18 protein-coding genes are annotated in these 25722 nt (G+C 63.7%); 15 read left to right on the top strand and 3 right to left on the bottom strand.

Annotated features, from left to right (window positions below):
* Positions 1 to 92 precede the first annotated feature (92 nt).
* From ISS97_RS10595 to ISS97_RS10555, 9 genes are all read left to right on the top strand, one after another.
* Positions 93 to 1697, top strand: coding sequence for an alpha-L-fucosidase (locus ISS97_RS10595; protein ID WP_379986726.1), 1605 nt, complete (start codon positions 93 to 95; stop codon positions 1695 to 1697).
* Positions 1666 to 3327 carry an alpha-L-fucosidase gene (locus tag ISS97_RS10590; RefSeq protein WP_379986727.1) on the top strand — a complete coding sequence of 554 codons (1662 nt, stop codon included), beginning with the start codon at positions 1666 to 1668 and terminating at the stop codon, positions 3325 to 3327. Before ISS97_RS10595 ends, ISS97_RS10590 begins: the two co-directional genes overlap by 32 nt.
* Entirely contained in the window at positions 3324 to 4367 is a 1044-nt protein-coding gene (locus ISS97_RS10585; protein WP_379986728.1) for a glycosyl hydrolase family 18 protein, read from the top strand. Before ISS97_RS10590 ends, ISS97_RS10585 begins: the two co-directional genes overlap by 4 nt.
* Positions 4364 to 6580, top strand: a complete 2217-nt coding sequence (locus ISS97_RS10580; protein ID WP_379986729.1) for a glycoside hydrolase family 20 protein — start codon at positions 4364 to 4366, stop codon at positions 6578 to 6580. Before ISS97_RS10585 ends, ISS97_RS10580 begins: the two co-directional genes overlap by 4 nt.
* 96 nt (positions 6581 to 6676) lie before the next feature.
* A complete protein-coding gene (locus ISS97_RS10575) occupies positions 6677 to 9580 on the top strand; it encodes a TonB-dependent receptor plug domain-containing protein (protein WP_379986730.1) in 2904 nt (967 codons plus the stop codon).
* Between the two features lie 71 nt (positions 9581 to 9651).
* On the top strand, positions 9652 to 11013 hold the full coding sequence (locus tag ISS97_RS10570; protein WP_379986731.1) for an alpha-L-fucosidase: 1362 nt from the start codon (positions 9652 to 9654) through the stop codon (positions 11011 to 11013).
* A gap of 31 nt (positions 11014 to 11044) precedes the next feature.
* Positions 11045 to 13708, top strand: a complete 2664-nt coding sequence (locus tag ISS97_RS10565) for a beta-mannosidase (protein WP_379986732.1) — start codon at positions 11045 to 11047, stop codon at positions 13706 to 13708.
* Entirely contained in the window at positions 13705 to 15147 is a 1443-nt protein-coding gene (locus ISS97_RS10560; protein WP_379986733.1) for a glycoside hydrolase family 125 protein, read from the top strand. Before ISS97_RS10565 ends, ISS97_RS10560 begins: the two co-directional genes overlap by 4 nt.
* Positions 15148 to 15388: 241 nt before the next feature.
* Complete coding sequence (locus ISS97_RS10555) at positions 15389 to 17821, top strand: GH92 family glycosyl hydrolase (protein WP_379986734.1); 2433 nt, start codon at positions 15389 to 15391, stop codon at positions 17819 to 17821.
* A gap of 176 nt (positions 17822 to 17997) precedes the next feature.
* Here ISS97_RS10555 and ISS97_RS10550 read toward each other — a convergent pair whose 3' ends face one another.
* Entirely contained in the window at positions 17998 to 18495 is a 498-nt protein-coding gene (locus ISS97_RS10550; RefSeq protein WP_379986735.1) for a VOC family protein, read from the bottom strand.
* Positions 18496 to 18702: 207 nt separating this feature from the next.
* Positions 18703 to 19104: an ExbD/TolR family protein gene (locus ISS97_RS10545; RefSeq protein ID WP_379986736.1), complete on the bottom strand. Its 402-nt coding sequence runs from the start codon at positions 19102 to 19104 to the stop codon at positions 18703 to 18705.
* A gap of 176 nt (positions 19105 to 19280) precedes the next feature.
* Here ISS97_RS10545 and ISS97_RS10540 point away from each other — a divergent pair, with 176 nt between their 5' ends.
* From ISS97_RS10540 to ISS97_RS10520, 5 genes are all read left to right on the top strand, one after another.
* Positions 19281 to 20105: a DUF3014 domain-containing protein gene (locus ISS97_RS10540; RefSeq protein WP_379986737.1), complete on the top strand. Its 825-nt coding sequence runs from the start codon at positions 19281 to 19283 to the stop codon at positions 20103 to 20105.
* Between the two features lie 78 nt (positions 20106 to 20183).
* Positions 20184 to 20639 (top strand): MarR family winged helix-turn-helix transcriptional regulator, encoded by a 456-nt coding sequence (locus ISS97_RS10535; protein WP_379986738.1) that lies wholly within the window; start codon positions 20184 to 20186, stop codon positions 20637 to 20639.
* 101 nt (positions 20640 to 20740) lie between these two features.
* Entirely contained in the window at positions 20741 to 21304 is a 564-nt protein-coding gene (locus tag ISS97_RS10530; RefSeq protein ID WP_379986739.1) for an isochorismatase family protein, read from the top strand.
* Between the two features lie 40 nt (positions 21305 to 21344).
* Positions 21345 to 22643: an MFS transporter gene (locus ISS97_RS10525; RefSeq protein ID WP_379986740.1), complete on the top strand. Its 1299-nt coding sequence runs from the start codon at positions 21345 to 21347 to the stop codon at positions 22641 to 22643.
* A gap of 133 nt (positions 22644 to 22776) precedes the next feature.
* Entirely contained in the window at positions 22777 to 23988 is a 1212-nt protein-coding gene (locus ISS97_RS10520) for a multidrug effflux MFS transporter (RefSeq protein ID WP_379986741.1), read from the top strand.
* Between the two features lie 353 nt (positions 23989 to 24341).
* Here the strand turns inward: ISS97_RS10520 and ISS97_RS10515 are convergent, their stop codons facing one another.
* Entirely contained in the window at positions 24342 to 24839 is a 498-nt protein-coding gene (locus ISS97_RS10515; RefSeq protein ID WP_379986742.1) for a hypothetical protein, read from the bottom strand.
* 226 nt (positions 24840 to 25065) lie between these two features.
* On the opposite strand from ISS97_RS10515, the gene thpR reads away from it, so the two are divergent.
* A complete protein-coding gene (gene thpR, locus ISS97_RS10510; RefSeq protein ID WP_379986743.1) occupies positions 25066 to 25674 on the top strand; it encodes an RNA 2',3'-cyclic phosphodiesterase in 609 nt (202 codons plus the stop codon).
* Positions 25675 to 25722: the final 48 nt, after the last annotated feature.

Below are 25722 nucleotides of genomic sequence, written 5' to 3'. Positions count from 1 at the left end.
GCTCGCCACCACCACCATTGCCCGAGGTTTTGCCATGTGTCGATCCCTTGCCTGCTGTCGAACTAGCCCCGGCCCGGTGGAGCACTGAGCGGATGAGCAAGGGCGCGCTGCATCGTCTCGCCATGACGTCCACGTGGATGCTGGTTGCCGTGTCGCTCGCGGCGACGGCCGGCGCACCGGACGCGGGCACTATCGAGCAGCAGTGGCGGCAGGCCAACAGCAAGTACGACGGTGCGCGACAGGCCGTGCTGAAGCAGGTCGATGCGCAGGCATGGTCCGGGCCGTTCCAGCCGGACTGGTCCTCGCTGGCGGAATACAAGACGCCCGATTGGTATCGCGATGCCAAGTTCGGCATCTTCATCCACTGGGGCGTGTACTCGGTGGTCGCGTACAAGGGCGAGTGGTATCCGCGCCATATGTACGAGCGCGAAGGGCAGTACGCGAACTACTACCAGCATCAGATCGCTACTTACGGGCCGATGCCGCAGGTGGGCTACAAGGATCTGATCCCGAAGTTCAAGGCCGAGCATTTCGATCCGGCCGCATGGGCGAAGCTGTTCCGTGAAGCTGGCGCACGCTATGTGGTGCCGGTGGCGGAGCATCACGACGGTTTCGCCATGTACGACTCGAAGCTGAGCGACTGGACCGCGGTGAAGATGGGGCCGAAGCGCGACGTGATCGGCCAGATCGCCACGGCGGTGCGCGCGGAAGGCATGAAGCTCGGCTTGTCCTCGCACCGCGCCGAGCATGACTGGTTCTTCGAATACGGCCGCCGCTTTGATTCCGACGTCAACGATCCGCGCTACGCGGCGCTGTACGGTCCGGCGCATCCGCTGCAGGGCGCGAAGGGCGAGGACGGCAAGGAGGTCGACTGGACCTTCGTTTCCGATGCGTATCTGGACGACTGGCTGGCGCGCTCCGCCGAGATCGTGCAGGACTACCACCCGGACCTGATGTACTTCGACTGGTGGATCGGGCAGACGCGTTTCAGCGGCGCGCTCGCGCGCTTCGCTTCGTTCTACTACAACCAGGCCGCCGCGCGTGGGCAGGGCGCAGTGCTGAACTACAAGCTCGATTCGATGCGCATGGGCAGCGGCACGCTCAACATCGAACGCGGGCAGGCGGCGGACATCCGGCCGCAGCCATGGCAGACCGAAACCTCGGTCAGCCAGGATTCGTGGGGTTATGCCGAGGGTGACACCTACAAGAACCCCGACGAGATCGTGCACCTGCTCGCGGATGTGGTGAGCAAGAACGGCAACCTGCTGCTCAACATCGGCCCGAAGGGCGACGGCAGCATTCCCGACGAAGCTAAGAACATGCTTCAGGCTGTGGGCCAGTGGCTGCACGCCAACGGCGAGGCGATCTACGGCACACGGCCGTGGCGTCAGTTCGGCGAAGGTCCGACCAAGGTCGCCGCCGGCACCATGCAGGACAGCAAGACCGCGCCGTACACCGCGCAGGATTTCCGCTTTACCAGCAAAGACGGCCGGCTCTACGCCATCGAACTCGGCTGGCCCGACGACAGACAGGCGGTGATCCATGCGATCGGCGCCGACATGAAAGTGCGTCGTGTCACCTTGCTCGCCACCGGCGCCGAGATTCCCTTCCAGCAGCAGGCGGATGGCTTGCATCTGCGCCTGCCCACATCCCCCAAAGGATTGCATGCCTATGCGTATCGCATCGAACTGCTCTAAGCCCCGCCATACCGCGCTGCGTCGCGCATTGAGCGTTGCGCTGCTGCTTGCGGCCGGTAGTGTTGTCGCGGCCGATCCGGCCACCGCGCCAACCGCGACAACGCAGAGCCCGCAGCAGAACGACCTGATCTGGCAGAAGGCCAGCGCCAAGTTCGATCCGCAGCGGCGCGCCTTGCTGGCCGAGGTGGAGAGGGGCGATGGCGCCGGTCCGTTCCGCGCCGACTGGGCGTCGCTGCAGGCTTACCGTTCGCCCACGTGGTACGACGATGCCAAGTTCGGCATCTTCATTCATTGGGGTGTGTACTCGGTGCCGGCGTTCGGTAGCGAGTGGTACTCGCGCAACATGTACGTGGAAGGTTCGAACGAGTTCGCCCATCACGTCGCCACTTACGGACCGCAAAGCGAATTCGGCTACAAGGATTTCATTCCCAAGTTCAAGGCCGAGCATTTCGATCCGGCCGTGTGGGCCAAGCTGTTCCGCGAAGCCGGCGCGCGCTACGTGGTGCCGGTAGCGGAGCATCACGACGGCTTCGCCATGTACGACTCGAAGTTGAGCGACTGGACCGCGGTGAAGATGGGGCCGAAACGCGATGTGATCGGCCAGTTGTCCAGGGCGATCCGCGCGGAAGGTCTGCATTTTGGCCTGTCTTCGCATCGCGCCGAGCACGACTGGTTCATGGGCAACGGGCGCAAGTTCGCTTCGGACGTGAACGATCCGAAGTACGCCGAGTTCTATGGTCCCGCGCAGGTGCGCATGGCAGGCTCGGACAGCGACGCGCTCTCCACGGACTTCACTTTCGTTTCGCAGGCGTGGCTGGACGACTGGCTGGCGCGCACCACGGAACTGATCGACGACTACCACCCGGACCTGATCTATTTCGACTGGTGGATCGGCCATCCGACCTTCCGTAACTCGTTGCCGAAGATGCTCGCCTATTATTACAACCAGGGCGCGGCGCGCGGCGTGGTGGTGAACTACAAGCTCGGCGAATTCGCTGAAGGCGCGGGTGTGCTGGATGTGGAGCGCGGCCAGCTCACGGGCATCCATCCAACGCATTGGCAGACCGACACCTCGATCAGCAACGATTCCTGGGGCTACATCGAGCACGACACCTACAAGTCGCCGCAGGTGCTGATCCAGCTGCTGGCCGACGTGGTGAGCAAGAACGGCAATCTGCTGCTCAACATCGGCCCGCGCGCGGATGGTGTGATCCCGGAGGGAGCGCAGGACACGCTGCGCAAGATTGGCGGCTGGCTCAAGGTCAACGGCGAGGCGATCTACGGCAGCAAGCCGTGGCGGCAGTTTGGCGAAGGCCCGACCGAAGTGGCGGGCGGCTCGTTCCAGGACACCAAGACCAAGCCGTATACCGCCGAGGATTTCCGCTTTACCACGCACAACGGCAAGTTGTACGCGATCGAGCTGGACTGGCCGGCGGGCGGCAAGGCGGTGATCCGCTCGCTCAAGCCGAGCGACGGCGTGCGCTCGGTGCAGCTGCTCGCCAATGGCAAGGCAGTGTCGTGGAAGCAGCAGGACGATGGTCTGCATGTGACGCTGCCGGCGAAGCCGGTGGGTGAATACGCCTATGTGCTGCGCATCGAGCTCGCCGCTGAGCAGGGGGCGGCCCGATGAAGCGTCTGCTGATGTTGCTGCTGCTCGTGCCGGCGCTGGCATTCGCCAAAGCGCCGAGCGCGATGTTCTACATGATGGGGTCGCAGAAATCGATCGACTCCTTCGTCGCGCATGCCGACAAGATCGACGTGCTGGTGCCCACCTGGTATGGCGTGGACGAGAACGGCCTGGTCTCGGGCCAGCCGAACGACTACGTGATGAAAATCGCCAGGGAGCATCGCGTGCCGGTGATGCCGATCCTGTCGGCCAATGGCGAGCGCGAGAAGTTCCATAAGCTGCTTGGTAACGTTACCGCGAAGAAAGCGATGATCGCGTCGCTGATCGAACAGGCGAAGCTGTATGGCTTTACCGGCTTCCAGTTCGACTTCGAAAACATCGCCTGGACCGATCGCGATGCGCTGACCGCGATGACCAAGGAAACCGCCGATGCGCTGCACAAGCACGGACTGAAGCTCTCCATGGCGATCGTGCCGAATGCACCGGGTTATGCCGGTGGTGGCGCGTTCTCCAAATGGATGTGGGAATACTGGCGTGGCGCCTATGACCTGAAGGCGCTGGCGCAGTCGCTGGATCTGGTCTGCCTGATGACCTACGACCAGCACACGCGCTGGACCACGCCCGGCCCGGTGGCCGGCATGCCGTGGACGATGGAGCACCTGGAGTACGCGCTGAAAGTGGTGCCCAAGGAAAAGCTCTCGCTCGGCATTGCGCTCTACGGCTATCACTGGTTCGCGGGCAATCCGGTGAAAGACGACGGCAAGGAGTCGTCGAACATATCGGCGAGCTACATCGATGCGGACGAATCGTTTCCGCTGGCCAAGCAGTTCGGCGTGACGATGCAATGGGATCCGGTGGAGCACGAGTCCTGGTTCTACTTCTATCGCGACGGTATGCGCGAATGGGTGTTCCTGCCCGACGCGCATGCGTTCCGCGACCGCTACGACGTGGTGAAGAAATACGGCCTGCAGGGCTTCTGCTCGTGGGTGCTTGGTTCGGAAGATCCGAAGGTGTGGGATGAACTGCCGGAGGCGCAGCGATGAGCCGCCGTATCGCGATCGTGGGATTCGTAGTGGTCGCATCCGTTTGGGCCACGCTGGCGCGGGCGGCGCTGCCGCTGGTGCCGTATCCGAGCCATGCCGAGGAAGGCAAGGGCAGCTTCGTGCTGGACAAGCAAGTAAGCATCGACGCGCCGACCGACACGCGCTCGAAAGAGATTGCTGCATTCCTGCATGACGCCATCGCGGAGCAAGCCGGTATCGACTTGCCGGAGCATGCAGCGCGCAAGGGGCGCCATATCGTGCTCAAGCTGGATCCCGCCGTCGTCGGCGACGAGGCCTATCGGCTCGACGTGACGCCGCGTGGCATAGCCATCAGCGCGGCTACCGGCAAGGGGCTGTTCTGGGGCGTGCAGACATTGCGCCAGTTGCTGCCGGTCATACCCTCGCAAGAGACGAAGGTGTCGATTCCCGCCGTGCGGATCGAAGACGAACCGGCCTTCGTCTATCGCGGCCATATGCTTGATGTGGGGCGGCATTTCTATCCGGTCGCCTTCATCAAGAAGCAGCTCGACCTGATGAGCTACTACAAGCTCAACACTTTCCGCTGGCATCTCACCGAGGACCAGGGCTGGCGCATCGAGATCAAGCAGTACCCCAAGCTCACCGAAGTCGGTGCCTGGCGTACCGAGCCGGACGGCAGCCGCCATGGCGGTTTCTACACGCAGGATCAGGTGCGCGAGATCGTGGAGTACGCGCGCCAGCGCAACATCATGGTGATTCCGGAGATCGAGATGCCGGGGCATAGCTCCGCGGCCATCGCGGCGTATCCGGAACTGTCGTGCGCCAAGAAGCCGATCAAGGTGCCGTCGGGCTGGGGCGTGTTCAGCGACGTGTTTTGCCCACCCGACGAGAACGTCTACACCTTCCTGCAAAACGTGCTGGACGAAGTGCTGCCGCTGTTCCCTTCGCCCTATGTGCATATCGGCGGCGACGAAGTGCCGGCCGGCGCGTGGGCGCATTGCGAGGCTTGCGACAAGCTGATCCGCGACCAGGATCTGGGCGACGAGAAGGGGCTGCAAAGCTACTTCGTGCGCCGTATGCAGGTGTATCTTGCCGGCAAGGGCAAGACCATGATCGGCTGGGACGAGATCCTCGAGGGCGGCGTGGACGCTTCGGCGGTGGTAGAGGTGTGGCGCGGCGACGAGGGCGCCGGCAAGGCCCTTGCCAACGGCAACCGCATCATCAACGCCAGCCCGTATTACCTCGATACCCCGTTGTCGCGCCTGACGGTGGAAAAGCTGTATCTCACCGATCCGCTGGGCGAGTCGGGGCAGGCCCGGCGCGAACAGGTGCTGGGCGCCGAGGCGCCGCTGTGGAGCGAGCGCGCGGATCCGTTGAATGCAGAAGTGCGGCTGTATCCGCGCCTGATCGCCTTCGCCGAGCGCCTGTGGCGCGGTGGCCCGGCGGACGCCGCGAGCTACGCGGATTTCCATCAGCGCCTGCAGGCACAGTATCCGCGCCTGGATGCATGGCAGGTCGGCTACGGTCCGGAAGACCGCAACGTGGCCGAGTACGCGCTGTCGATCAACGCCAAGCGTGATGGCTGGCAGCTGCAGGCACAGCGCGGCTTTGCCGATGTGGAGAACCACTACACGACCGACGGCAGCGAGCCGACGGCGTCGTCGCCATCCTTCACCGATACGCTGGAGCTGAGCGCACCCGGCACGCTGCGCGTGGTGCCGTTCCGCAAGGGCCGCGCCTACGACCATCCGCACAGCTTCCAACTGGAGCGCAGTCCTGCGTTTGGCGCCACCGCGAGTTACGATCCGGCCCCCAGCCCGACCTACAGCCAGCACGGCGCCGCCGCGCTGACCGACGGTGTGCTTGGCGGCGAGAACTTCAAGGACGGCACCTGGCTGGGCTGGGAAGAGGCCGATCCGCGCCTCACGGTCGATCTGGGCAGCGCCACCGACGTGCACGAAATCAGCGTCGGCGTGCTGCAGCAGGCTGATTCCTGGATCTGGTGGCCCCGCAAAGTGCGCTTCTCGGTCTCCGACGACCAGCAGCACTGGAAGACCTTGCGCGAAGTGAAGGTCACGCCCATCGCCACCGATAGCCTCGGCCATGTGCAGCGCGTCGCCTTCACGGCCGCCAAGCCGATCCATACCCGTTACGTCCGCGCGGAAATCACTCGCCATCCCGCGCAGGACGATCGTCATACCTGGACCTTCGTGGACGAGCTGATCGTGCGCTGAGGTACCGGTTGTTTTCAGGAGTAGTGGTTTTTAAACAGAAGCGGTTCCGTTCGTTACATCCCTCAGGGGAGGGTCAACATCATGGGGAGGATAGTCATGTCACACACAGCATTTCGCCGAAGAGCGCTAGCCAATGCGTTGGCGGTTGCCTTGTTCACGCCGTTTGTCGCTCACGCGCAAGCGGCTTCCGCGCCGCAGGATGCATCCGCGCAAACACCACCTGCTGACGCGAGCAAGAAGGCTGCCACGCTGGAAAAAGTCGTGGTGACTGGTTCGCGCATTGCGCGCGCAGAGGTGGAGGGGCCTGCACCCGTCTCGATCATCACCGGCGCGGATATCCAGAAGCAGGGTTTCACCACGGTCTACGAGCTGATGAACTCCATCACTCAGGCTGGTATTGCCGAGACCGCGCCTAGCTGGGGCAGCACCTCGGTCAATGCACGCCAGTTGAATCTGCGCAACCTGGGTTCGAACCGCAGCCTGTTGCTGATCGATGGACATCGCGTAGTTGACTACCCGATGCCAGCCAGCGGCAAGACCAACTTCCAGAACTACAACAACGTGCCGACCGGCATGATCGACCGCGTCGAGATCCTGGCCTCCGGCGCCTCGGCGATCTATGGCTCCGATGCGATCGGTGGCGTGGTCAACATCATCCTGAAGAAGAACTACCAGGGTGACGACATCAAGGTGCAGGTCGGCACCTCCAAGCGCGGCGGGCGCGATTTCGCCGACTTTAACTTTGTCGGCGGCAAATCCGGCGAGAACTGGAACATCATCTATAACCTGCAGCGTAGTCATCGCACGCCGTTGTGGGGTCGTGATCGTCCCTACACCGCCTCCGATGCCGATGCCGGCTATGGCGCATGGGACCAGAATGCGCGCATGTTCGGCTATCCCCGCTATACCGGCCTGTCCTTGAACGATGCCAACGGCAACTTCATCGCACCGCCGGCAGGCGCCTGTTCGCAGGCGGGCTTCAAGGACAACTTCAGCCTGTATCACAAGCAGACGGTGGGCACCAACGGCCACACAGTCGATCCCACCAACATCACTGATGGGGGTTCGTACTGCGCGCAGAACGCACTGTTCAACAACTGGGTGCTGACGCCGGGGCGCGACGACAAGGACGCCTACATCGCCGGCAACTATGATTTCGGCAATGGCCTGCAGGCTTATGGTTCGGTTGGCTACTGGGGCACCACCGGCACCTCCAACACGCAGCTGCCGTTTCTGTACCCCTATGGAAGCCTTCCAGGCTCGTTCTATGACCAGACCTCTGGGCAGCTCATCACCAACTACTTCCGCCAGCTGACGCCAGGCGAGATGGGTACCTACGGCAATACCCATGACGTAGAGCAGAACTGGGACATGCATGTGGGTCTGCGCGGCACCATTTTCGATGGCCGCTTCAACTGGGACGCCAACCTCGGCCATGCCAAGTACATCGTGCGCGAGTCGTACACCGGCCTGAACGAGCAGGGCATGTTCAATTACTTCTTCGGCCAACAGCTCGGCACTACCAATGTCGGCGGTACCGACTACCCGGTGTACGCGATCAACCAGCAGCGCTTCTGGAATCCGATTACGCCGGATCAGTACCGCACGTTTGCGGTGGGCGGCGAGAACACCGCGACGTCATGGATGGATCAAGCCTCGTTCAATCTGACCGGCGATCTGTTCAACACCTGGGCCGGCCCGGTCGGTTTCGCCGGTGTGCTGGAAGCAAACCACGAGGGCTACCACCTCATTCCCGATGCGCGCGGCAATACCGTCAGCTTCGGCGACCCCTTCCAGGATTTCAATGCGGGTGGCGGCACGCGCACACGTTTCTCGGGCGGCACCGAGTTCCGCATTCCGCTCGCTTCGACGCTGACCATGACGCTCTCCGGCCGCCTGGATAAGTACCGCGACGCCAGCAGCACCGACATGGCGCGTACCTGGGGTGCGGCGATCGAATGGCGGCCGCTGACTGGCGTGTTGCTGCGTGGCACTTACGGCACGAACTTCCACGCGCCGGACATGCAGTACATCTACCAGCGGGATTCGCAGCGGACGGTCGGCATCTATTCCGACTATTACCAGTGCATCGCGAATCACCAGTCGACCTGCGAAGCGACCCAGCACACCACGTACTACACGCTGCACGCCGCCGGTGGCCGCAACCTGCTGCCGGAAGAGGGTCATTCCTGGACTTACGGCTTCGTGTGGGACGTGAACTGGGTCGAGGGTCTGACGGTTTCTGCCGATTACTGGCATATGGGCGTCGACAACGCCATCGACAACGTCAATGAAGACACCGTCCTGAAGGACGAGGCGGGTTGCCGTACTGGCCTGCAGGTTGGCGGCGCGCCGTACACCGACCATGCGCAGGGCTCGGAGTATTGCAAGCAGGTCATAGCTAACGTTATTCGTGACGCCAACGGTAACGTATCCACGGTCCACACCGGTCCGATCAATCAGACCAACTTCTATGTCAGTGGCGTGGATGCCAACGTCAGCTATCGGCTGAAGACGCAAGACTGGGGTACCTTCAATTTCGGTCTCGATTGGACCGACAACCTTTCATACAAGCTGCGCAAGAAGGCCAGCGATCCCCTGCTGAACACCCGCTACGACCGCGTGGCGACCAGGACGCGCGCTACGGTGAACTGGCGGAACGGGCCGTGGGACGTGACGCTCTATGGCGATCGCCAGGGCGGCGTGCGCGCACCGCACTACGGCGGCTGCGAAGTGCTGGCCAACGGCATCACGCCGGGACTGGGCGATGCGGATTGCGTGGTCTACAAGGGGCACACCCCGGCGTGGATCACCTATAGCACCACCATCGGGTATCGCTTCAACGAGCGCTTCAAGCTCGGCTTCACCGTGTCCAACATCTTCGACAAGGTGGGCTATATCCCGTACTACGCAGGTGGCTTCGAGTTCATTCCGACTTTGAACGGCGCGAACTACAACGGCCGCGAGCTTTCGCTGCAGTTGGAGTACAAGCTTGATTGAGTGATGGGGGAGGGGGAGCGAGAGCTCCCCCTCCCAGATACACGCCGTATAGAAAACGAGAAACCAAACGCATGCCGACATTTTCCTCAGGATTGTTGTCCCTCGCGCTGGCCGTCAGCGCCACCTGGTCCGCCGGCGCTATCGCGCAGAACGCTTCCGACCTGAAACCCTCGCCGCAGCAATCGCACTGGCAGGATCTGGAATTCGGCGTGATCGTGCATTTCGGCACCAACACCTTCCTCGACCGCGAATGGGGTGACGGCAAGGCGGATCCCAAGGTGTTCAACCCCGATCGTGTCGATGCCGCTCAATGGGCGCGCGCCAGCCGCGCGGCGGGTGCGAAGTACATGGTGATGGTCGCCAAGCATCATGACGGCTTCGCGCTGTGGCCCACCGAGCAGAGCAATTATTCGGTGAAGAGCAGTCCGTGGCAGAACGGCAAGGGCGATCTGGTGCGCATGGCTTCCGATGCCGCGCGTGCAGAGGGGCTAGAGTTCGGCATTTATCTGTCTCCGTGGGATCGCCATGAGCCGCGCTATGCGAACAGCAAGGCCTACGACGCCTATTACCTCTCGCAGATGGACGAGCTCGTGCAGCACTACGGTCCGCTGACCGAGTGGTGGCTGGACGGCGCGGGCAGCGGCGGCCATGTCTACGATTTCGGCAAATATCTGGAAGAGCTGCGCACCTACCAACCGAACGCCATGGTATTCGCCGATATGGCGCTGTTCGAATACGGCGACATCCGCTGGGTGGGCACCGAAGACGGTCATATCCGCGGCGAGAACTGGAACGTGATCGACCGCCACGGCTATCTGCGCTGGCGGCCGGTGGAAGTGGACACGCCGCTGCACAAGCTGCACTGGTTCTGGCACCCCAACGACGAAGCGACGCTGAAGAGCGTCGATGAGCTGATGGATATCTGGGAGAACAGCGTGGGGAAGGGCGGCCAGCTCATGCTCGGCATCGCGCCGGACCGCCATGGCCTGTTGCCCGATGCCGATGTGAAGCGGCTGGAAGAGTTCGGCAAGGCGGTGCAGGCGCGCTACGGCGATGCCGCCAACCTCGCGCGCAAGCACGTCAAGGCCGATCCCGAAGCGGAGCGCGCGCTCGATGGCGATCGCGATACGTTCTGGTCGGCGCCTGAGGGCTCGCATCACGCGGTGCTCGAAGTCGATCTGGGCCGCCCGGTGACCTTCGACCGCACGCTGAGCATGGAATGGCTCGACGACGGCCAGCAGGTCCGCAACTATGCGGTGGAGATCTGGGACGGCCATGCCTGGAAAACGGTGGCGCGCGCCGAGGCGATCGGGCATATGAAGGTCGATACCTTTGCACCGGTCACAGCACAGAAGCTGCGCCTGCATATCCTGTCCAGTGTAGGCACGGCACGCATCCGCGAGTTCCAGGTGTTTGACGGCCGCACCCGCTGAGTACCGCCAGTAACGATTAAGGAAACGATTCATGCAGCGAAGCAACCTGATCAGCCGGCCGCGTTTCTTGCTGGCCATCGCGCTACTGCTGGCCGGTGGCCACGCCATGGCCGCGCCGCTCGCCACTCAGGTGCTGCAAAGTGGTTGGCAGTTCCATCTGGCGCCCGACTCGGGCACGGCCAAGAGTCATCCGGAGGCTGCCGAATGGCGCGCGGCCACGGTCCCCGGCAGCGTGCAGACCGACCTGCTTGCGGCGGGTGTGATCGGCGATCCGTTCTACCGCGACAACGAGGCGCGGCTGCAATGGATCGGCCTGGCTGACTGGGATTACCGCCTGAGCTTCAAGGTGGATGCGGCCACGCTCAAGCGCGAGCATGTGGAGCTGGTGTTCGATGGTCTGGACACGTTCGCCGACGTTTCGCTCAACGGCCGCAAGCTGCTCGCCGCGGACAACATGTTCCGGCGTTGGCGCGTGCCGGTGAAGGGCGCGCTGCGCGCGGGCGACAACCGGCTGGAGGTGCGCCTGCATTCGCCGATCGCGCGCTTGCTGCCGTGGCTGCTCAAGCAGCCTTACGCGCTGCCGGGTGAATTCGATTCGGCTTTCGGCGATGAGCCGAAGGGCAAGCAGACCGCCAATTACATCCGCAAGGCCAATTACCAGTATGGCTGGGACTGGGGTCCGCGCTACGTCACCCTCGGCATCTGGCAGCCGGTGAAACTGGAGAGCTGGGATCGCGCGCGTCTCGCCGATTTCCATATCGCACAACAGCACGTCGATGCCGACGCGGCGGAGTTGCGTGCCGAGGCGACCGTGCAGGCCGATCAGGCTGGCAAGGCGCAACTGGCAGTGAGCTGGACCGCGCCGGACGGCAGCCGCCACGATGCGACGCAAGAGGTCGACCTGCGCAAGGGTGACAACACGCTCAGTCTGCCGATCCGCATCGAGCAGCCGCAGCGCTGGTGGCCGGTGGGCTACGGCCCGCAGAACATGTATCGCTTCGAGGCCACGCTCAGCAGCAACGGCGAGGCGCTGGCCAGCGCCGAACGCGGCACCGGCCTGCGCAGCGTGGAGCTGCGCCGCGACAAGGATGCCTGGGGCCGCGGCTTCGCCTTTGTCGTTAACGGCGTGCCGATGTTCGCCAAGGGCGCCAACCTGATTCCGTTCGACAGCTTTCCCACGCGCGTGACGCAGGACGGCATGGCGCAAATCCTGCGCTCGGCACGCGACGCCAACATGAACATGCTGCGCATGTGGGGCGGTGGGCATTACCAGAGCGACGCTTTCTATGAAGAGGCCGACAAGCTCGGCCTGATGATCTGGCAGGACTTCATGTTCGGCGGCGCGATTCCGCCGTACGACGAGGCCTACCGCGAAAACACGCGCATCGAAGCGGTGGAGCAGGTCACACGGCTTCGCGACCATCCCAGCATCGTGCTCTGGTGCGGCAACAACGAAGTGCAGACCGGCTGGGAAGCCTGGCCGGACCGCGAGAAGTTCCGCCAGTCGATTTCCGCCGAAGAGCGCGCAAAGGTGGAGCAGGGCATGAAGACCCTGTTCGGCGAAACTCTGCGCAACGTGGTGCATCAATACGCGCCCGACGTGCCGTACTGGGCCAGCTCGCCCAGCACCGATTACGAAGGCGCGGCCAACAAACTGGACGATGGCGACTACCACTCGTGGAGTGTCTGGTCCGGTTCCAAGCCGATCGAGGACTATCTCACTAGCACGCCGCGCTTCCAGTCTGAGTACGGCCTGCAGTCGTTCCCGGTGATGGCGACGGTCAGGGCCTTCGCGGCCGACGATGACATGTCGCCGAACTCGCCGGTGATGCGCGCGCACCAGAAGTTTGCCAACGGCGATGGCAACGATCGCCTGCTGTTGTACATCCGCAAGTACTACGGCGAACCCAGGGACTTCGCTTCCTTCGTCTATCTCAGCCAGGTGATGCAGGCCGAAGGCATTGAGTTGGCGGCGGAGCATCTGCGCAGCACGCGGCCGCAGGCGATGGGTTCGCTGTACTGGCAGTTGAACGACGTGTGGCCGGGCGCCTCGTGGTCGAGCGTGGATTACTTCGGGCGCTGGAAGGCGCTGCAGTTCCATGCGCGCCGCTTCTACGCACCGGTGCGCGTGGCAGCGATCCACCGCGAGGGGCATAGCGACGTGTTCGTGCTGTCCGACCGCACCGAACCGTTCCAGGCCACGCTGCGCAGCCGCGTGATGAATATGGAAGGCAAGGTGCTGCGCGAGCGCAAGCAGTCGATCAAGGTAGCATCGCTGGCCAGCACCAAGCTCGCCAGCCCCACCGATGCCGAACTGCTGCATGGTGCCGATCCGCGCAAGACCTTCGCGGTCTATGAGCTGCTCGATAGCAAGGGGGTCCTGTTGTCGCGGCACCTGCTGTTCGTGCAGCCGCCGATTGCGCTGCAACTGCCCGATCCCGAGCTGAAAGCGGAACTGCGCGACAACGGGCAGGGCATGGTGCTGGAAGTGAGCGCTGGGCGTCTCGCGCGCGAAGTGTGGGTCGATTTCGGCAGGCTCGACGCCACCGTGGAAGACAACGCCTTCGATCTGCTGCCCGGCGAGAAGCGGGAACTGCGTGTGGACAGCCGCGAGAGCTTCGACGCCCTCCGTGGCGCCCTGCGCGTGCGCTCGCTGGCTGGCGCGACGCAACCCGTGATGGAGCAGAAGCCATGAGTGCCTCGCGCCGCGACGTATTGAAGCTGATGTCTTTCGCACTCGGCGCCGCGGCGCTGGGCGGCGCGCGACCCAGTTGGGCCGCGTCGGCCGCGCGCTTCGTGAGCCAGCGCCCGCCGGTAGGCAAGCGCAAGTTCACCAGCGCGGCGGTGGAGCAGTTGATCGCGCGCACCAAGGCGCGGATCGCCGATCCCGAGTTGGCCTGGCTGTTCGAGAACTGCTTTCCGAATACGCTGGATACCACGGTGGAATTGGGCAGCCTGCGCGGCAAGCCGGATACCTTCGTGGTCACCGGCGACATCGACGCAATGTGGCTGCGCGATTCCTCCGCGCAGGTATGGCCCTACGTGCCGCTAGCGGCCAAGGACGAAGACCTGCGCCGTTTGTTTCGCGGGCTGATCCGCCGCCATGCGGTGTGCATCGCCATCGATCCCTACGCCAACGCCTTCCTGCCCGATCCCACGGCGAAAACAAATCTGGATTGGGCCAAGCAAGACGTGACCGATATGCGTCCCGGCGTGGCCGAGCGCAAATGGGAGATCGATTCGCTGTGCTATCCGGTGCGGCTGGCCGCGGCGTACTGGAAAGCCACTGGCGACCGCACGCCGTTCGATGACGACTGGCGCGCGTCGATGCGCCTGGTGGTGGCGACCTTCCGCGAACAGCAGCGCAAGCACGGGCCGGGGCCGTATCACTTCCAGCGGCGCTCGGAGGTGCCGACGGAAAGCCAGTTCCTCGGTGGCTATGGCAACCCGACGCGACCGGTGGGCCTGATCCATTCGATGTTCCGTCCCTCCGACGATGCCTGCCTGTATCCCTTGTTCATTCCCGGCAACCTGTTCGCTGTGTATGCGCTGCGCGAGCTGGGGCCAATGACGCTCGCGCTGTTCGACGACAAAGCCTTCGCCGAGGAATGCAAGGCGCTCGCCGACGAGGTGCAGCACGCCGCCGAAACGCATGGCGTGATGCGCGATGAGCATGGCGATGAGATCTGGGCCTATGAAGTTGATGGCTTCGGCAATCAGTTGTTCATGGACGACGCCAATGCGCCAGGGCTGCTGAGCCTGGCGTATCTGGGTTGCTGCCCGCAGGACGATGCACGCTATCGCCGCACGCGAGCGCGCGCGTGGAGTGCACACAATCCGTACTTCTTCGCGGGCAAGGCTGCCGAAGGTATCGGTGGTCCGCACGAGGGCCTGCGCATGATCTGGCCGATGTCGATCATGATGCGCGCCTTCACCAGCCGCGACGATGCCGAGATCCGTCAATGCCTGTATTGGCTGAAGACCACGCATGCCGGTACCGGCTTCATGCATGAGGCTTTCGATCAGGACGATCCGGCGCATTTCACCCGCCCTTGGTTCGCCTGGGCCAATACCTTGTTCGGCGAGCTGATTGTCGAGCTGGCGGAACGCAAGCCAGCGCTGCTGCGTGGCTGAGGTTTCCGCACGATGATCCATACACCCCACTGTAGGAGCGCACCCTGTGCGCGACAAACCGGCAGGACTGCCGGTTTGCACGGCGAAGCCGCCCGCAGGGCGAGGGCCATGGATGGCCCGAGTGAAACGGCCCGCGAGGGCCGCGCTTTGTTCAAGAGCGGCCCCGCTGGCGCAGGGCTTTCGCGCACAGGGTGCGCTCCTACACGTTGTTTCTTTTTGTTTCGCTACCGGAGTACCACCCATGGTGACACGCAGGCGTTTCCTGCAAGGCGCAGTGGCCGCAGCCCTGCTGGGCAACCAGCTCGGTCCTTTCACCGGCATCTCGACGGCGCATGCCGCGGGTGCGTCGCCCACGGGCGGCGCGGCCGATGCGGCGACGGGCGTGTCGCGCTACGTGGATGTATTCATCGGTACGGGCGGTCACGGTCATACCTATCCGGGCGCCACGATGCCGTTCGGCATGGTGCAGCTCAGCCCCGACACCTTCAATGCGCAGTGGGACGCGTGTTCGGGTTATCACGAAGGCGATGGCTCGATCATGGGTTTCTCGCATACGCACCTGAGCGGTACCGGCGCGAGCGACATGCTCGACTTCCTGGTGATGCCGGGTACCGGGCCGGTGCAGTTGAAGCCTGGCGACCGCGAATACCGGGGCCTGAACTATCGCTCGCGCTACGACGGCGTGCCGCCAACCAATGAGGCACCCACCGCGAGCAAGCCGATCGAGCGCGGCTACCGCTCGCGTTACGACCGAGCTGACGAACACGCCGTGCCGGGTTATTACCGCGTGCTGCTGAAGGACTACGGCGTGCTCGCCGAGCTCACCGCGACCCAGCGCGCCGGCCTGCATCGTTACACCTTCCAGAACAAGGGCGAAGGCCATCTGCTGGTCGATCTCGCGCATGGCTATCGCGACGATCCGGTCACGCCGACCAAGGTCAGCGACGCGACCCTGCGGCTGATCGGCAAGGACACCTTGGTGGGCGGCCGCCGCGTGCATCAATGGGCAAATGGCCGCTACATCTATTTCGCGATGAAACTGTCGCGGCCGTTCGATAAGGCCGTGCTCTATGACGAAGATGTGCCGCTGGCCAATGCCACACAGGAGGCGAAGGCCACCCATCTGAAGGCGGTGCTGCATTTCAACGATGCGCACAAGGCGCCGTTGCTGGTGAAGGTGGGCATTTCCGCGGTGGATATCGAGGGTGCCCTGCGCAATCTCGATGCCGAGGTCGCCGGCTGGGATTTCGACGGCGTGCGCAAGGCGGCGGCGGAGAGTTGGGAGCACGAGCTGAGCCGCATCCAGATCGATACGCCGTCGGATGACGTGCGGCGCATCTTCTATTCCTCGCTTTACCACACGATGTTGGCGCCGACGCTGTTCAGCGATACGGATGGGCGCTACCGCGGCATGGACCTGGCGGTGCATCAGTTGCCTGAGGGGGCGCACAACTACAGCACCTATTCGCTGTGGGATACCTACCGCGCGCTGCATCCGCTGTACACGCTGTACCAGCCGGAACGCGTGCCCGATCTGGTCAACGGTCTGCTGCGCATGGCGGCAGAGAGTCCCGATGGTCCGCCGGTGTGGCCGCTGCAGGGTGTGGAGACCGGTTGCATGATCGGCTATCACTCGGCGGTGGTGGTCAGCGAAGCGGTGGCCAAGGGCTTCCCCGGTATCGATCCGAAACAAGCCTGGTCGCTGTTCCGCAAGCGTGCGTTCGAGGACGACTATCGCGGCCTGCCGTTCTATCGCGAGCGTGGCTACATCCCCAGTGACAAGGAAGGCGAGGCGGTCAGCAAGACGCTGGAATACGCCTATGACGACTGGGCGCTGTCGCATCTCGCCGATGCCGCCGGCGCTACCGAAGACGCCAAGAAATTGCGCGAGCGCTCGCGCAATTACCGCAACGTGTTCGACAAGAAGCTGACTTTCGTGCGTCCGCGCGGCAGCGACGGCAAGTGGTTGGAGCCGTTCGATCCTCGCGGCATGGGGCATTCGAGCCAGTGGCGCGATTTCACCGAGTCCAACGCCTGGCAGGCCACCTTCCTCAACCAGCACGACGTGTATCACTACGCGGAACTGTTCGGCGGCCAGCAGCCGTTCGAGCACAAGCTGGATGAGCTGTTCCACACCAGCTCCGCGTTGCCAGCCGACGCGCCGCCGGATATCGCCGGCATGGTCGGCCAGTACGCGCACGGCAACGAACCCAGTCACCACGTCGCCTACCTGTATGCGTACACCGGCGCGCACTACAAGACCCAGGAGCGCGTGCGTTCCTTGCTCACCACGATGTACAAAGCCGAGCCCGATGGCCTCGCTGGTAACGAAGACTGTGGACAGATCAGCGCCTGGTATGTGATGAGCGCGCTGGGTCTGTACGCGGTGGATCCGGTGAGTACGCACTACGTCTTCGGCAGCCCGTTGCTCGATCGGGCGGAGATCCGGATGGGCGACAAGCGACTAGTGGTGGAGGCGCACGGCAATGGGCCCGATGCGCCGTACATCCAGTCGGTGAGCTGGAATGGCAAGCCGTGGAGCAAGAGCTGGATCGGCCACGCCGAACTTGCCAAGGGCGGCACGCTCAGCTTTCAGATGGGCGGTACGCCGAACAAGGCGTTCGGTGCGGCGCCGGGGGATCGGCCGCCGTCGTTTGGCAAGGTGGCAGGGTAGATCTCCCGGAGCCTGCACGTGACCGGTGTAGGAGCGCACCCTGTGCGCGAAAGCCCCGCTTGAGCGGGGCCGCTCTCCTTTCCTGGATGGCAAAAGCGGCCCTGCTACGCAGGGCTTTCGCGCACAGGGTGCGCTCCTACAAGGGGTGCGCGTGGGCTAGAGATATGGGGCAGGCTTTAAGCCGCCACCTTCTGCAACACATTCAAATCAATCTTCTTCATCTGCATCAGCGCCGCCATGGCTTTCTGTGCCTTGGCCTGGTCCGGCTGGCTTAGCAGTTCGATCATCTGGTCCGGCACGATCTGCCAGGACAGGCCGTAGCGGTCTTTCAACCAGCCGCATTGCTGTGCCTTTTCGTCGCCGCCGGCTGAGAGCAGCTTCCAGTAATGATCCACTTCGTCCTGCGAGCGGCAGTGGACGACCAGCGATACGGCCTCATTGAACTTGAAGTGCGGGCCCCCGTTGAGTGCGGTGAAGTCCTGTCCATCGAGCTGGAAACCCACCGTCATGGCTGTGCCTTCAGGCTGGCCTGACGCCTGGGCGGCTTCCTTGCTGTAACGCGTGGTGGCGGTGATCTTGGAGTTCTCGAAGACGGAGACATAGAACTTCGCCGCCTCCTCGGCCTGGCCGTTGAACCACAGGAAGGGGGTAATGCGCTGGAATCGGGTGCTCATCGATGTTTCCTCGCGGTGTCTGTCAGGAATCCAGGGACAGAGCGTCGGGCCGGTGCGGTGGCAGGGTGGACGGCGCTCTTGTCGATGCGACGAACGGGGCAGGCCCTTTTCGACAAGGTGCGGAGGCGGAGCTTGTCAGGGCCGCTGCGCCGGGCATGTGAAGGCTGGCGTGAGAGGGCGATGCCGTTGCGGCATCGCCCTTGGCACTCAATGACTTGCGGCGAAGTCGATACGCGACAGGCCCTGTGCCTTGGCTTCACTCAACACATGAGCCACCGCCTGATAGGCCGCACCATCGGCAGCATCGATGCTCAGGCGCGGCTGCAGGTTTTGTTGCGCTGCGATAGCCAACTGGGTTTTCAGCTGCGGCTCGTCCACCGGGGTGTCGTTCCAGTACAGCGCGCCGTCCGCGTGGATGGCGAGGCGGATGGTGTCTGCCCGATCCGCGATGGGTTTGTTGCTGCCCTGTGGCAGGTCGATCCGCGTCTTATGCGTAATCACCGGCGCCGTGATCATGAAGATGATCAACAACACCAGCAGTACATCCACTAGCGGGGTGACGTTGATATTCGAAATGGCACTGCTTTCGACACGTGCAGAGAAAGCCATGGTTCTTCCTCCTGGGCGAACGCAACGATGTGTGGACGATGGGAATGCCGCGGCCATAGGGGGATGCTGCGGCGGTTTCAGCTTACTCCCGGATTCGCGCGATTTGCCATGCTCGCGTGAACCATCGGGGTATCGGCCAGTCAGAACCCTGATTGGCAAGTGATGAGGGTAGTGCAGTGAAAAATCGGCAATCTTCGTTTGGGGCGTGGGTGGTGGCGGTGATCGTGCTGGCAGCGGCGATCGCGGCTGGCGTGTTCATCTGGCGCAAAGGTGTGCAGGGCGTGGAGCAGACGCCGGCACCGGCGGCGAGTTCGACGGCGGGGGCGCCCGCAGCGGCTTCGTCAGCGCCGGTGGTTCGGCATCCGATCAGCGACGCCGCGCCCGCATCGGCATCGACCGCGCCGTTGCCCGCGCTGGAAGGCAGCGACGACACCGTCGCGAACGAACTGGCGCAACTCGGTGGCGATGGACTGGCCGGATTGCTGCTGCGCGATCAGATCATCCCGCGCATCGTGGCGACGGTGGATGCGCTGCCGCGCCAGGGAGTCGCCACGCGTATCCTGCCGTTGCGTACGCCGCAGGGCGCGTTTGCGGTGAATCAGGAAGACGGGCACTTCACGCTGGCGCAGCGCAATGCGGAGCGCTATGCGCCGTATATGCGCGTGGTGGAGCAGGTGGATGCGAGCAAGGCGGTGGCCTGGTATGTGCGCTATTACTCGCTGTTCCAGCAGGCGTATCGCGATCTCGGCTATCCGCGCGGGTATTTCAACGACCGCCTGATTGCCGCCATCGACAATATGCTGGCGACGCCGCAAGTGAGCGGGCCGATCGAGCTGGTGCGTCCCGATGTGTACTACCGCTATGCCGACCCTTCGCTGCAATCGCTGTCGGCTGGGCAGAAGCTGCTGCTGCGCATGGGGCCGGAGCAAGCCGCGAAGCTGAAGGCCAAGTTGCGCGAGATCCGCGCGGGGCTGGTCAGTCACTCGCCCGGTCAAGGCTGAACCGCTGTCGGCAGCTCGTCTTGACGTCGCCAGATATGAAGGTAAACTTTGTAGTTAGACTTCATATTTGGTGGGCTCATGGCGAGCAAGCAACGATCCGAAACCGGGGCAGCGCGTTTATCCGCCGCCGTGGCGGACCTGCGCGTGGCGATCGGCAAGCTGAGACGGCGGCTACGTGATGAAGTGAGCCTCGGCGACCTGACCTGGTCGCAGGTGGCCGTGCTCGGTCATCTGGAGCGCGGCGGGCCAGCGACGGTGACTGCGCTTGCACAGGCCGAAGGTGTGCGCCCGCAATCGATGGGCGCCACCATCGGTGCGCTAGAGGCGGCCGACATGGTGAGCGGTGCGCCGCATCCCACCGACGGACGGCAGACCTTGTGGTCGCTCACGCCGCGCTGCCGCGATCTGATCAAGGTCAGCCGCGTGGCAAGGGAAGACTGGCTGCTGCGCACCATCCACGCCGAACTGACACCGGCGGAACAGGAGGTGCTGGCGAAGGCCGCGCCTTTGCTCAAGCGCATCGCCGAGGCGTAACCGAACCTCTCGAACCTTCAGACATTCATCGCTGATCGGGGCGCCGTGTCGTGCGCTGCCGGTTGTCACTCGTACGCATACCTCTCCGGAGAATCCACACCATGGCCATCACCACGCTCGATCCGAAGACCGCCCTGATCGTTGTTGATCTGCAGAAAGGCGTCGTGGCTTATCCCACCGCGCACCCGGTGGGTGACGTGATAAAGCACGCGAGCGAACTGGCCGCTGCTTTCCGCCAGCACGGTTTGCCAGTGGTGTTGGTCAATGTCACCGGTGGGGCACCGGGGCGCGCCGAGCAGAGCAGCGTGCTTGGTGAGCTACCCGCTGACTGGGCTGAACTCGTGCCCGAATTGAACCCGCACCCGCAGGACCACACGGTGACCAAGCGCACCTGGGGCGCTTTCAGTCACACCGACCTCGATGCCTATCTGAAGGCGCGGGGCGTCACGCAGGTGGTGATCGCCGGCGTCTCCACCAGCATCGGTGTCGAGTCGACCGCGCGGCAGGCGCACGAGCATGGCTTCCACGTCACGCTCGCCCTCGATGCCATAACCGACAGGCATGCGGATGCGCATCTCAACAGCGTGACGCGGATCTTCCCGCGACTGGGCGAGACCGGAACGACGAAGGATATTCTCGATCACCTCGACGGCACCCGCGCGTGAATGCATGGATAGTTAAGCGCGGCGATCGGCAGGCGATTCGATGAGCGGCATGTTCCGCTCGCTGCGCAACTACAACTACCGCGTGTGGGCGAGCGGGGCGATCGTATCCAACGTGGGCACGTGGATGCAGCGCACCGCGCAGGACTGGCTGGTGCTCACCGAGCTTACGCGTCATAACGCGACGGCCGTGGGCGTGGTGATGGCGCTGCAGTTCGGCCCGCAGGTGCTGTTGCTGCCGCTGACCGGTTTTGCGGCCGATCATTTCGACCGGCGCAAGTTGCTGTTCGTGACGCAGGCGACCATGGGCGTGCTGGCGCTCGGCCTCGGTGTGCTCACTATCGCCGGCGTGGTGCAGCTATGGCATGTGTATGTGTTTGCCTTGTTGCTCGGCTGCGTGGCTGCATTCGACGCGCCCGCGCGGCAAACGTTCGTGGCGGAGCTGGTGGACGAAGCGGACTTGTCGAATGCGGTCGCGCTGAATTCCACTTCGTTCAATGCCGGGCGGATGATTGGTCCGGCCATCGCCGGTGTGCTGATCGCGGCGGTGGGCACCGGATGGGTGTTTCTGATCAACGCGGTGTCGTTCGCTGCTGTGATCGCTTCGCTGTGCCTGTTACGCCGCGAGGCTTTACATTCGGGACCGCGCGGGCTGCATACGCGCGGAAGCCTGCTCGAAGGTTTCCGCTATGTATGGCAGCGGCCCGATCTGAAAGCGCTGCTGTTTATGCTGTTCCTGATCGGCACCTTCGGGCTTAACTTTCCGATCTTCATCTCCGCGATGTCGGTCAGTGTGTTTCATGCGGGCGCGGATCAGTACGGACTGCTGAGCTCGATCATGGCGCTGGGTTCGGTCGCCGGCGCGCTGCTCGCCGCCCGGCGTGCGCAGCCGAGCATGGCTGTGCTGTTGGCCGGGGCAGGGGTGTTTGGCATCGGTGTGGCGTTGGCCGCGGTGATGCCTGGTTTTCTATCCTTTGGCGTAGTGCTCATTCTTGTCGGCGCCTGCGCGCAGACTTTCACGACCAGCACGAACAGCCTGGTGCAGCTGTCCACTACACCCGCGATGCGCGGCCGGGTGATCGCCATCCTGCTCGCCGTCGCGCTGGGCGGCACGCCGATCGGTGCGCCGCTGGTGGGTTGGGTAGCCGATACCTTCGGGCCGCGCTGGGCGCTGGGTGTGGGTGCGGCTTCCGGTTTCGCCGCGATGCTGGTCGGGTTGCGTTATCTGGTGAAGTACCATGGCCTGCGCGTCGGCTTCGGCGGTGGCCGCCTGCGTGTCGACTTCGATCGCCGGATGCCTGCGCAGGATGTGTCTGCCGAAGCGCCGCGCCAGCAGGCTTGAATTTTCATACTCATTGGTTTAATAATTAGCCTCTCCTGCTGAAGTCCCGATGCCCTGTCGCATCGGATGGATCTTTGGCCGAGCCGGGCGCAAGGCCCGCGTTTCGTATCCCGCGATTTAAGGACATTCACTCATGACATCCCGGCTTCTAGGGGCGGCGTTGATTCTTGGTCTGCTGTCGGCGATCGGGCCGTTCGCGATCGACATGTATCTGCCCGCGCTGCCCACCATCAAAGAAAGCCTGCACACCGATGTGGACACGGTGCAGATGAGTCTGATGGCGTTCTTCATCTCGCTCGGCATCGGACAGCTGATCTATGGCCCGTTGTCCGACATGGTGGGACGCAAACCGCCGATCTATTTCGGCCTGGTGATCTTCGCGCTGGGCAGCGTGGGCTGCGCGATGGCGCCAGACATCCACACCTTGATCGTGTTCCGTTTCATCCAGGGCCTGGGTGCCTGTGCCGGCATGGTGGTGCCGCGCGCGATCGTGCGCGACATGCATACCGGCCACGACGCGGCGCGCCTGATGTCGTTGCTGATGCTGGTGTTCAGTGTGTCGCCGATCCTCGCGCCGCTCACTGGCAGTCTGGTGATCCGCCTGGCGAGCTGGCGCGGGATTTTCTGGACGGTGACCGGTGCGGCGATATTCGGCCTGATCCTGGCGGCGACGGTATTGAAGGAAACGCGTCCGCGCGAGCAGCGCGTGGACAGCAACCTGCGCTCGGCGCTGCAGGCTTACGCCACCTTGCTCAAGGATCGTCATTACCTGGGGCTGGTACTGATCTGTTCGTTCGGTGTGGCGAGTTTCTTCGCGTATCTGGCGAACTCATCCTTCGTGCTGATCAACCACTATGGCCTGACGCCGACGCTTTATAGCTTCGCGTTCTCCATCAATGCGGTGGCGTTTATCGGCGCGGCGCAGTTCACCGGCAAGCTGGGTGCGCGCTATGGCCTGGCGCGTCTCGTGCGTACCGCGGTGGTGGGTTATGCGGTGGTGATGCTGGCTTTGCTGGGGTTGAACCTGGCGGGTGTGGATAGCCTGGGTGTGCTGATGGCGCTGCTGTTCGTTGGTTACGGTTTCCTTGGCCTGGTGATTCCGAGTTCGGCGGTGTTGGCGCTGGAGGATCACGGGAAGATCGCCGGTACGGCGTCGGCGCTGCTGGGCACGATGCAGTTTGTGACCGGAGCTTTGGTGGTTGGTGTGATCGGGCGGTTTATCGATGGGACGGCGGTGCCGATGGTGGGGGGGATTGCTGCGTGTTCTGTGGTGGCGTTGGTGTTGGCGCAGGTGACTTTGCGGCATCGGCGGTATGTGGTGGCGGAGTCGGTGGCGGCCGACTGATGCTTTGTCTCCCTCTCCCCAGGGGAGAGGGTACGGCCCTCGTGCAACTCCTTCCTACTTCGTCACCCCTGCGCAGGCAGGGGTCCAGTGGCGTTGTCGCTCGGTTTTGGCGTCTGCGTGCCCTGGCCGCTTATGCAGCGGGCATTTCGGACGCCTGCCGGCGCCCGAGTCACTTTCTCTTTGCTGGCCCAAAGAGAAAGTAACCAAAGAGAAATGGCCTGAAGAGCAGGCGGTGTGCTTCGTAGCCGCGCCTTTTCCAGTGTCAGACGTCTGGACGGTTTTCTTCGAGGCCCGTCGTCCGTTTTCACCGCTTCACTGAGAACCCTTTCTTTGGGTTCGCTATCCACAGCCCTTTACGTCAACACCGTCCTCGCATGAAACGGCAGCATCGTTGCTCCGGTGCCGGCGACGGCTGGTTCGGCGCGTTCGAGTTTGTCTTTGTTGGCGTCGATGACGACGAGGATGTGGCCGGCGTCGAGTTCGCCTTTGAATTTGCGGTGGATGATGTCGGGGACTTCGCTGCCGATGAGGGCGCCGGTCCAGCCGCCGACAGCGGCGCCGGCGAGGGTGAGTGCACCGGCACCGGCGAGGGTGATGCCCAGGGGTGGTACGGCGGCGGCGATGAGGCCGATCAGCAGGCCACTGCCACCGCCGCAGGCGACGCCGCGGAGGGCGGAGGGGGCGAAGTCGGTGCGGCCGGTGAGGAGGTGGTCGGGGATGCGTTCGAGTTCGATGTCGTCACGTGCGACCAGCGAGATGTCGTAGTCGTCGACACCGGCATCGCGTGCCGCCTGCATGGCGGCGCGTGCACTGGCGAGATCGTTGGTGCTGAAGATGCAACGGGTTTTCATGGCGGACTCCCACCGTTTCCGGCGTGGCGCGCCTCGCGTGTGACCGCGCCGTTCGGTGCGGCCGGCGGGCAGGGGTTACGGGAATATCATTTTCCTGTGGTTGTAACGGGCATGTGACCCTGTTGTTAATGCGCAAAGCACGCGGTGTGGTTCATTCGGCATGTCGGTTCGGCGGCCGGGCAGGTAGTCTTTGCGGAGCAAGCTGCCACAAGCCATTCACTCGATCATGTCTTCCAGACCTACCTCCGACGCTCAACAACTCGACCTCCTCGGCGGCGCGTCGTCGACGCCGGCCGAAGTGCATCGCCTGTTCTTCGCGCTGATGCCTGACGAAGTTACCCGCAACAGCCTGTCGCGTACCGCCGATGCCTTGAAGGCTGGGCATGCGGCGTTGCGCGTGCGCTGGATCGCACCGGCGCGCTATCACGCCACGGTGCATTTTCTCGGCGACCATCCGATGCTGCGCCAGGATGTGATCCAGGGCGCCAAGGCCGCCGGGGATGCGCTGGTCGCGTCGTCGTTCGACTGGTCGCTGGATCTCGCCTCGACGTTTCGCGGCCGCGAGCCCCCGCTTATTCTGCGTGGCTCCATCGTTCCCGACGCACTGCAACAGCTTTGGCAAAACCTGCGCGAGAGACTGATCCGCGCCGGTCAGGGCGCACAGATGGAGCGCACCTTCACGCCCCATGTCACGCTGGGCTACAGCCGCGGCGGCATGTTGGAGCCGACGCCTGTCGAGCCGGTACGCTGGCGGGTGGAGCGGCTGGCCTTGATTCATAGCGTGGTGGGGCAAAAGGACTATGAAGTGCTGCAGCGCTGGGATTTGGGGGGATAGCCCGGGATGCCGAAGGTCATGACTCCGCCGGTCCGGTTTGGGCGCACA

The organism is Dyella koreensis (assembly GCF_044904565.1).
Taxonomy (GTDB): domain Bacteria; phylum Pseudomonadota; class Gammaproteobacteria; order Xanthomonadales; family Rhodanobacteraceae; genus Dyella_D; species Dyella_D koreensis.
The sequence above is the reverse complement of the archived record's forward strand: the minus strand, read 5'-3'. Positions and strand labels throughout refer to the sequence as shown.

Coding starts and splice junctions, on each gene's coding strand:
- ISS97_RS10570 (WP_379986731.1), top strand. CDS start 9,652: ATGCCGACATTTTCCTCAGGATTGTTGTCCCTCGCGCTGGCCGTCAGC.
- ISS97_RS10530 (WP_379986739.1), top strand. CDS start 20,741: ATGGCCATCACCACGCTCGATCCGAAGACCGCCCTGATCGTTGTTGAT.
- ISS97_RS10590 (WP_379986727.1), top strand. CDS start 1,666: ATGCCTATGCGTATCGCATCGAACTGCTCTAAGCCCCGCCATACCGCG.
- thpR (WP_379986743.1), top strand. CDS start 25,066: ATGTCTTCCAGACCTACCTCCGACGCTCAACAACTCGACCTCCTCGGC.
- ISS97_RS10580 (WP_379986729.1), top strand. CDS start 4,364: ATGAGCCGCCGTATCGCGATCGTGGGATTCGTAGTGGTCGCATCCGTT.
- ISS97_RS10585 (WP_379986728.1), top strand. CDS start 3,324: ATGAAGCGTCTGCTGATGTTGCTGCTGCTCGTGCCGGCGCTGGCATTC.
- ISS97_RS10545 (WP_379986736.1), bottom strand. CDS start 19,104: ATGGCTTTCTCTGCACGTGTCGAAAGCAGTGCCATTTCGAATATCAAC.
- ISS97_RS10560 (WP_379986733.1), top strand. CDS start 13,705: ATGAGTGCCTCGCGCCGCGACGTATTGAAGCTGATGTCTTTCGCACTC.
- ISS97_RS10535 (WP_379986738.1), top strand. CDS start 20,184: ATGGCGAGCAAGCAACGATCCGAAACCGGGGCAGCGCGTTTATCCGCC.
- ISS97_RS10565 (WP_379986732.1), top strand. CDS start 11,045: ATGCAGCGAAGCAACCTGATCAGCCGGCCGCGTTTCTTGCTGGCCATC.
- ISS97_RS10525 (WP_379986740.1), top strand. CDS start 21,345: ATGAGCGGCATGTTCCGCTCGCTGCGCAACTACAACTACCGCGTGTGG.
- ISS97_RS10555 (WP_379986734.1), top strand. CDS start 15,389: ATGGTGACACGCAGGCGTTTCCTGCAAGGCGCAGTGGCCGCAGCCCTG.
- ISS97_RS10515 (WP_379986742.1), bottom strand. CDS start 24,839: ATGAAAACCCGTTGCATCTTCAGCACCAACGATCTCGCCAGTGCACGC.
- ISS97_RS10575 (WP_379986730.1), top strand. CDS start 6,677: ATGTCACACACAGCATTTCGCCGAAGAGCGCTAGCCAATGCGTTGGCG.
- ISS97_RS10520 (WP_379986741.1), top strand. CDS start 22,777: ATGACATCCCGGCTTCTAGGGGCGGCGTTGATTCTTGGTCTGCTGTCG.
- ISS97_RS10550 (WP_379986735.1), bottom strand. CDS start 18,495: ATGAGCACCCGATTCCAGCGCATTACCCCCTTCCTGTGGTTCAACGGC.
- ISS97_RS10595 (WP_379986726.1), top strand. CDS start 93: ATGAGCAAGGGCGCGCTGCATCGTCTCGCCATGACGTCCACGTGGATG.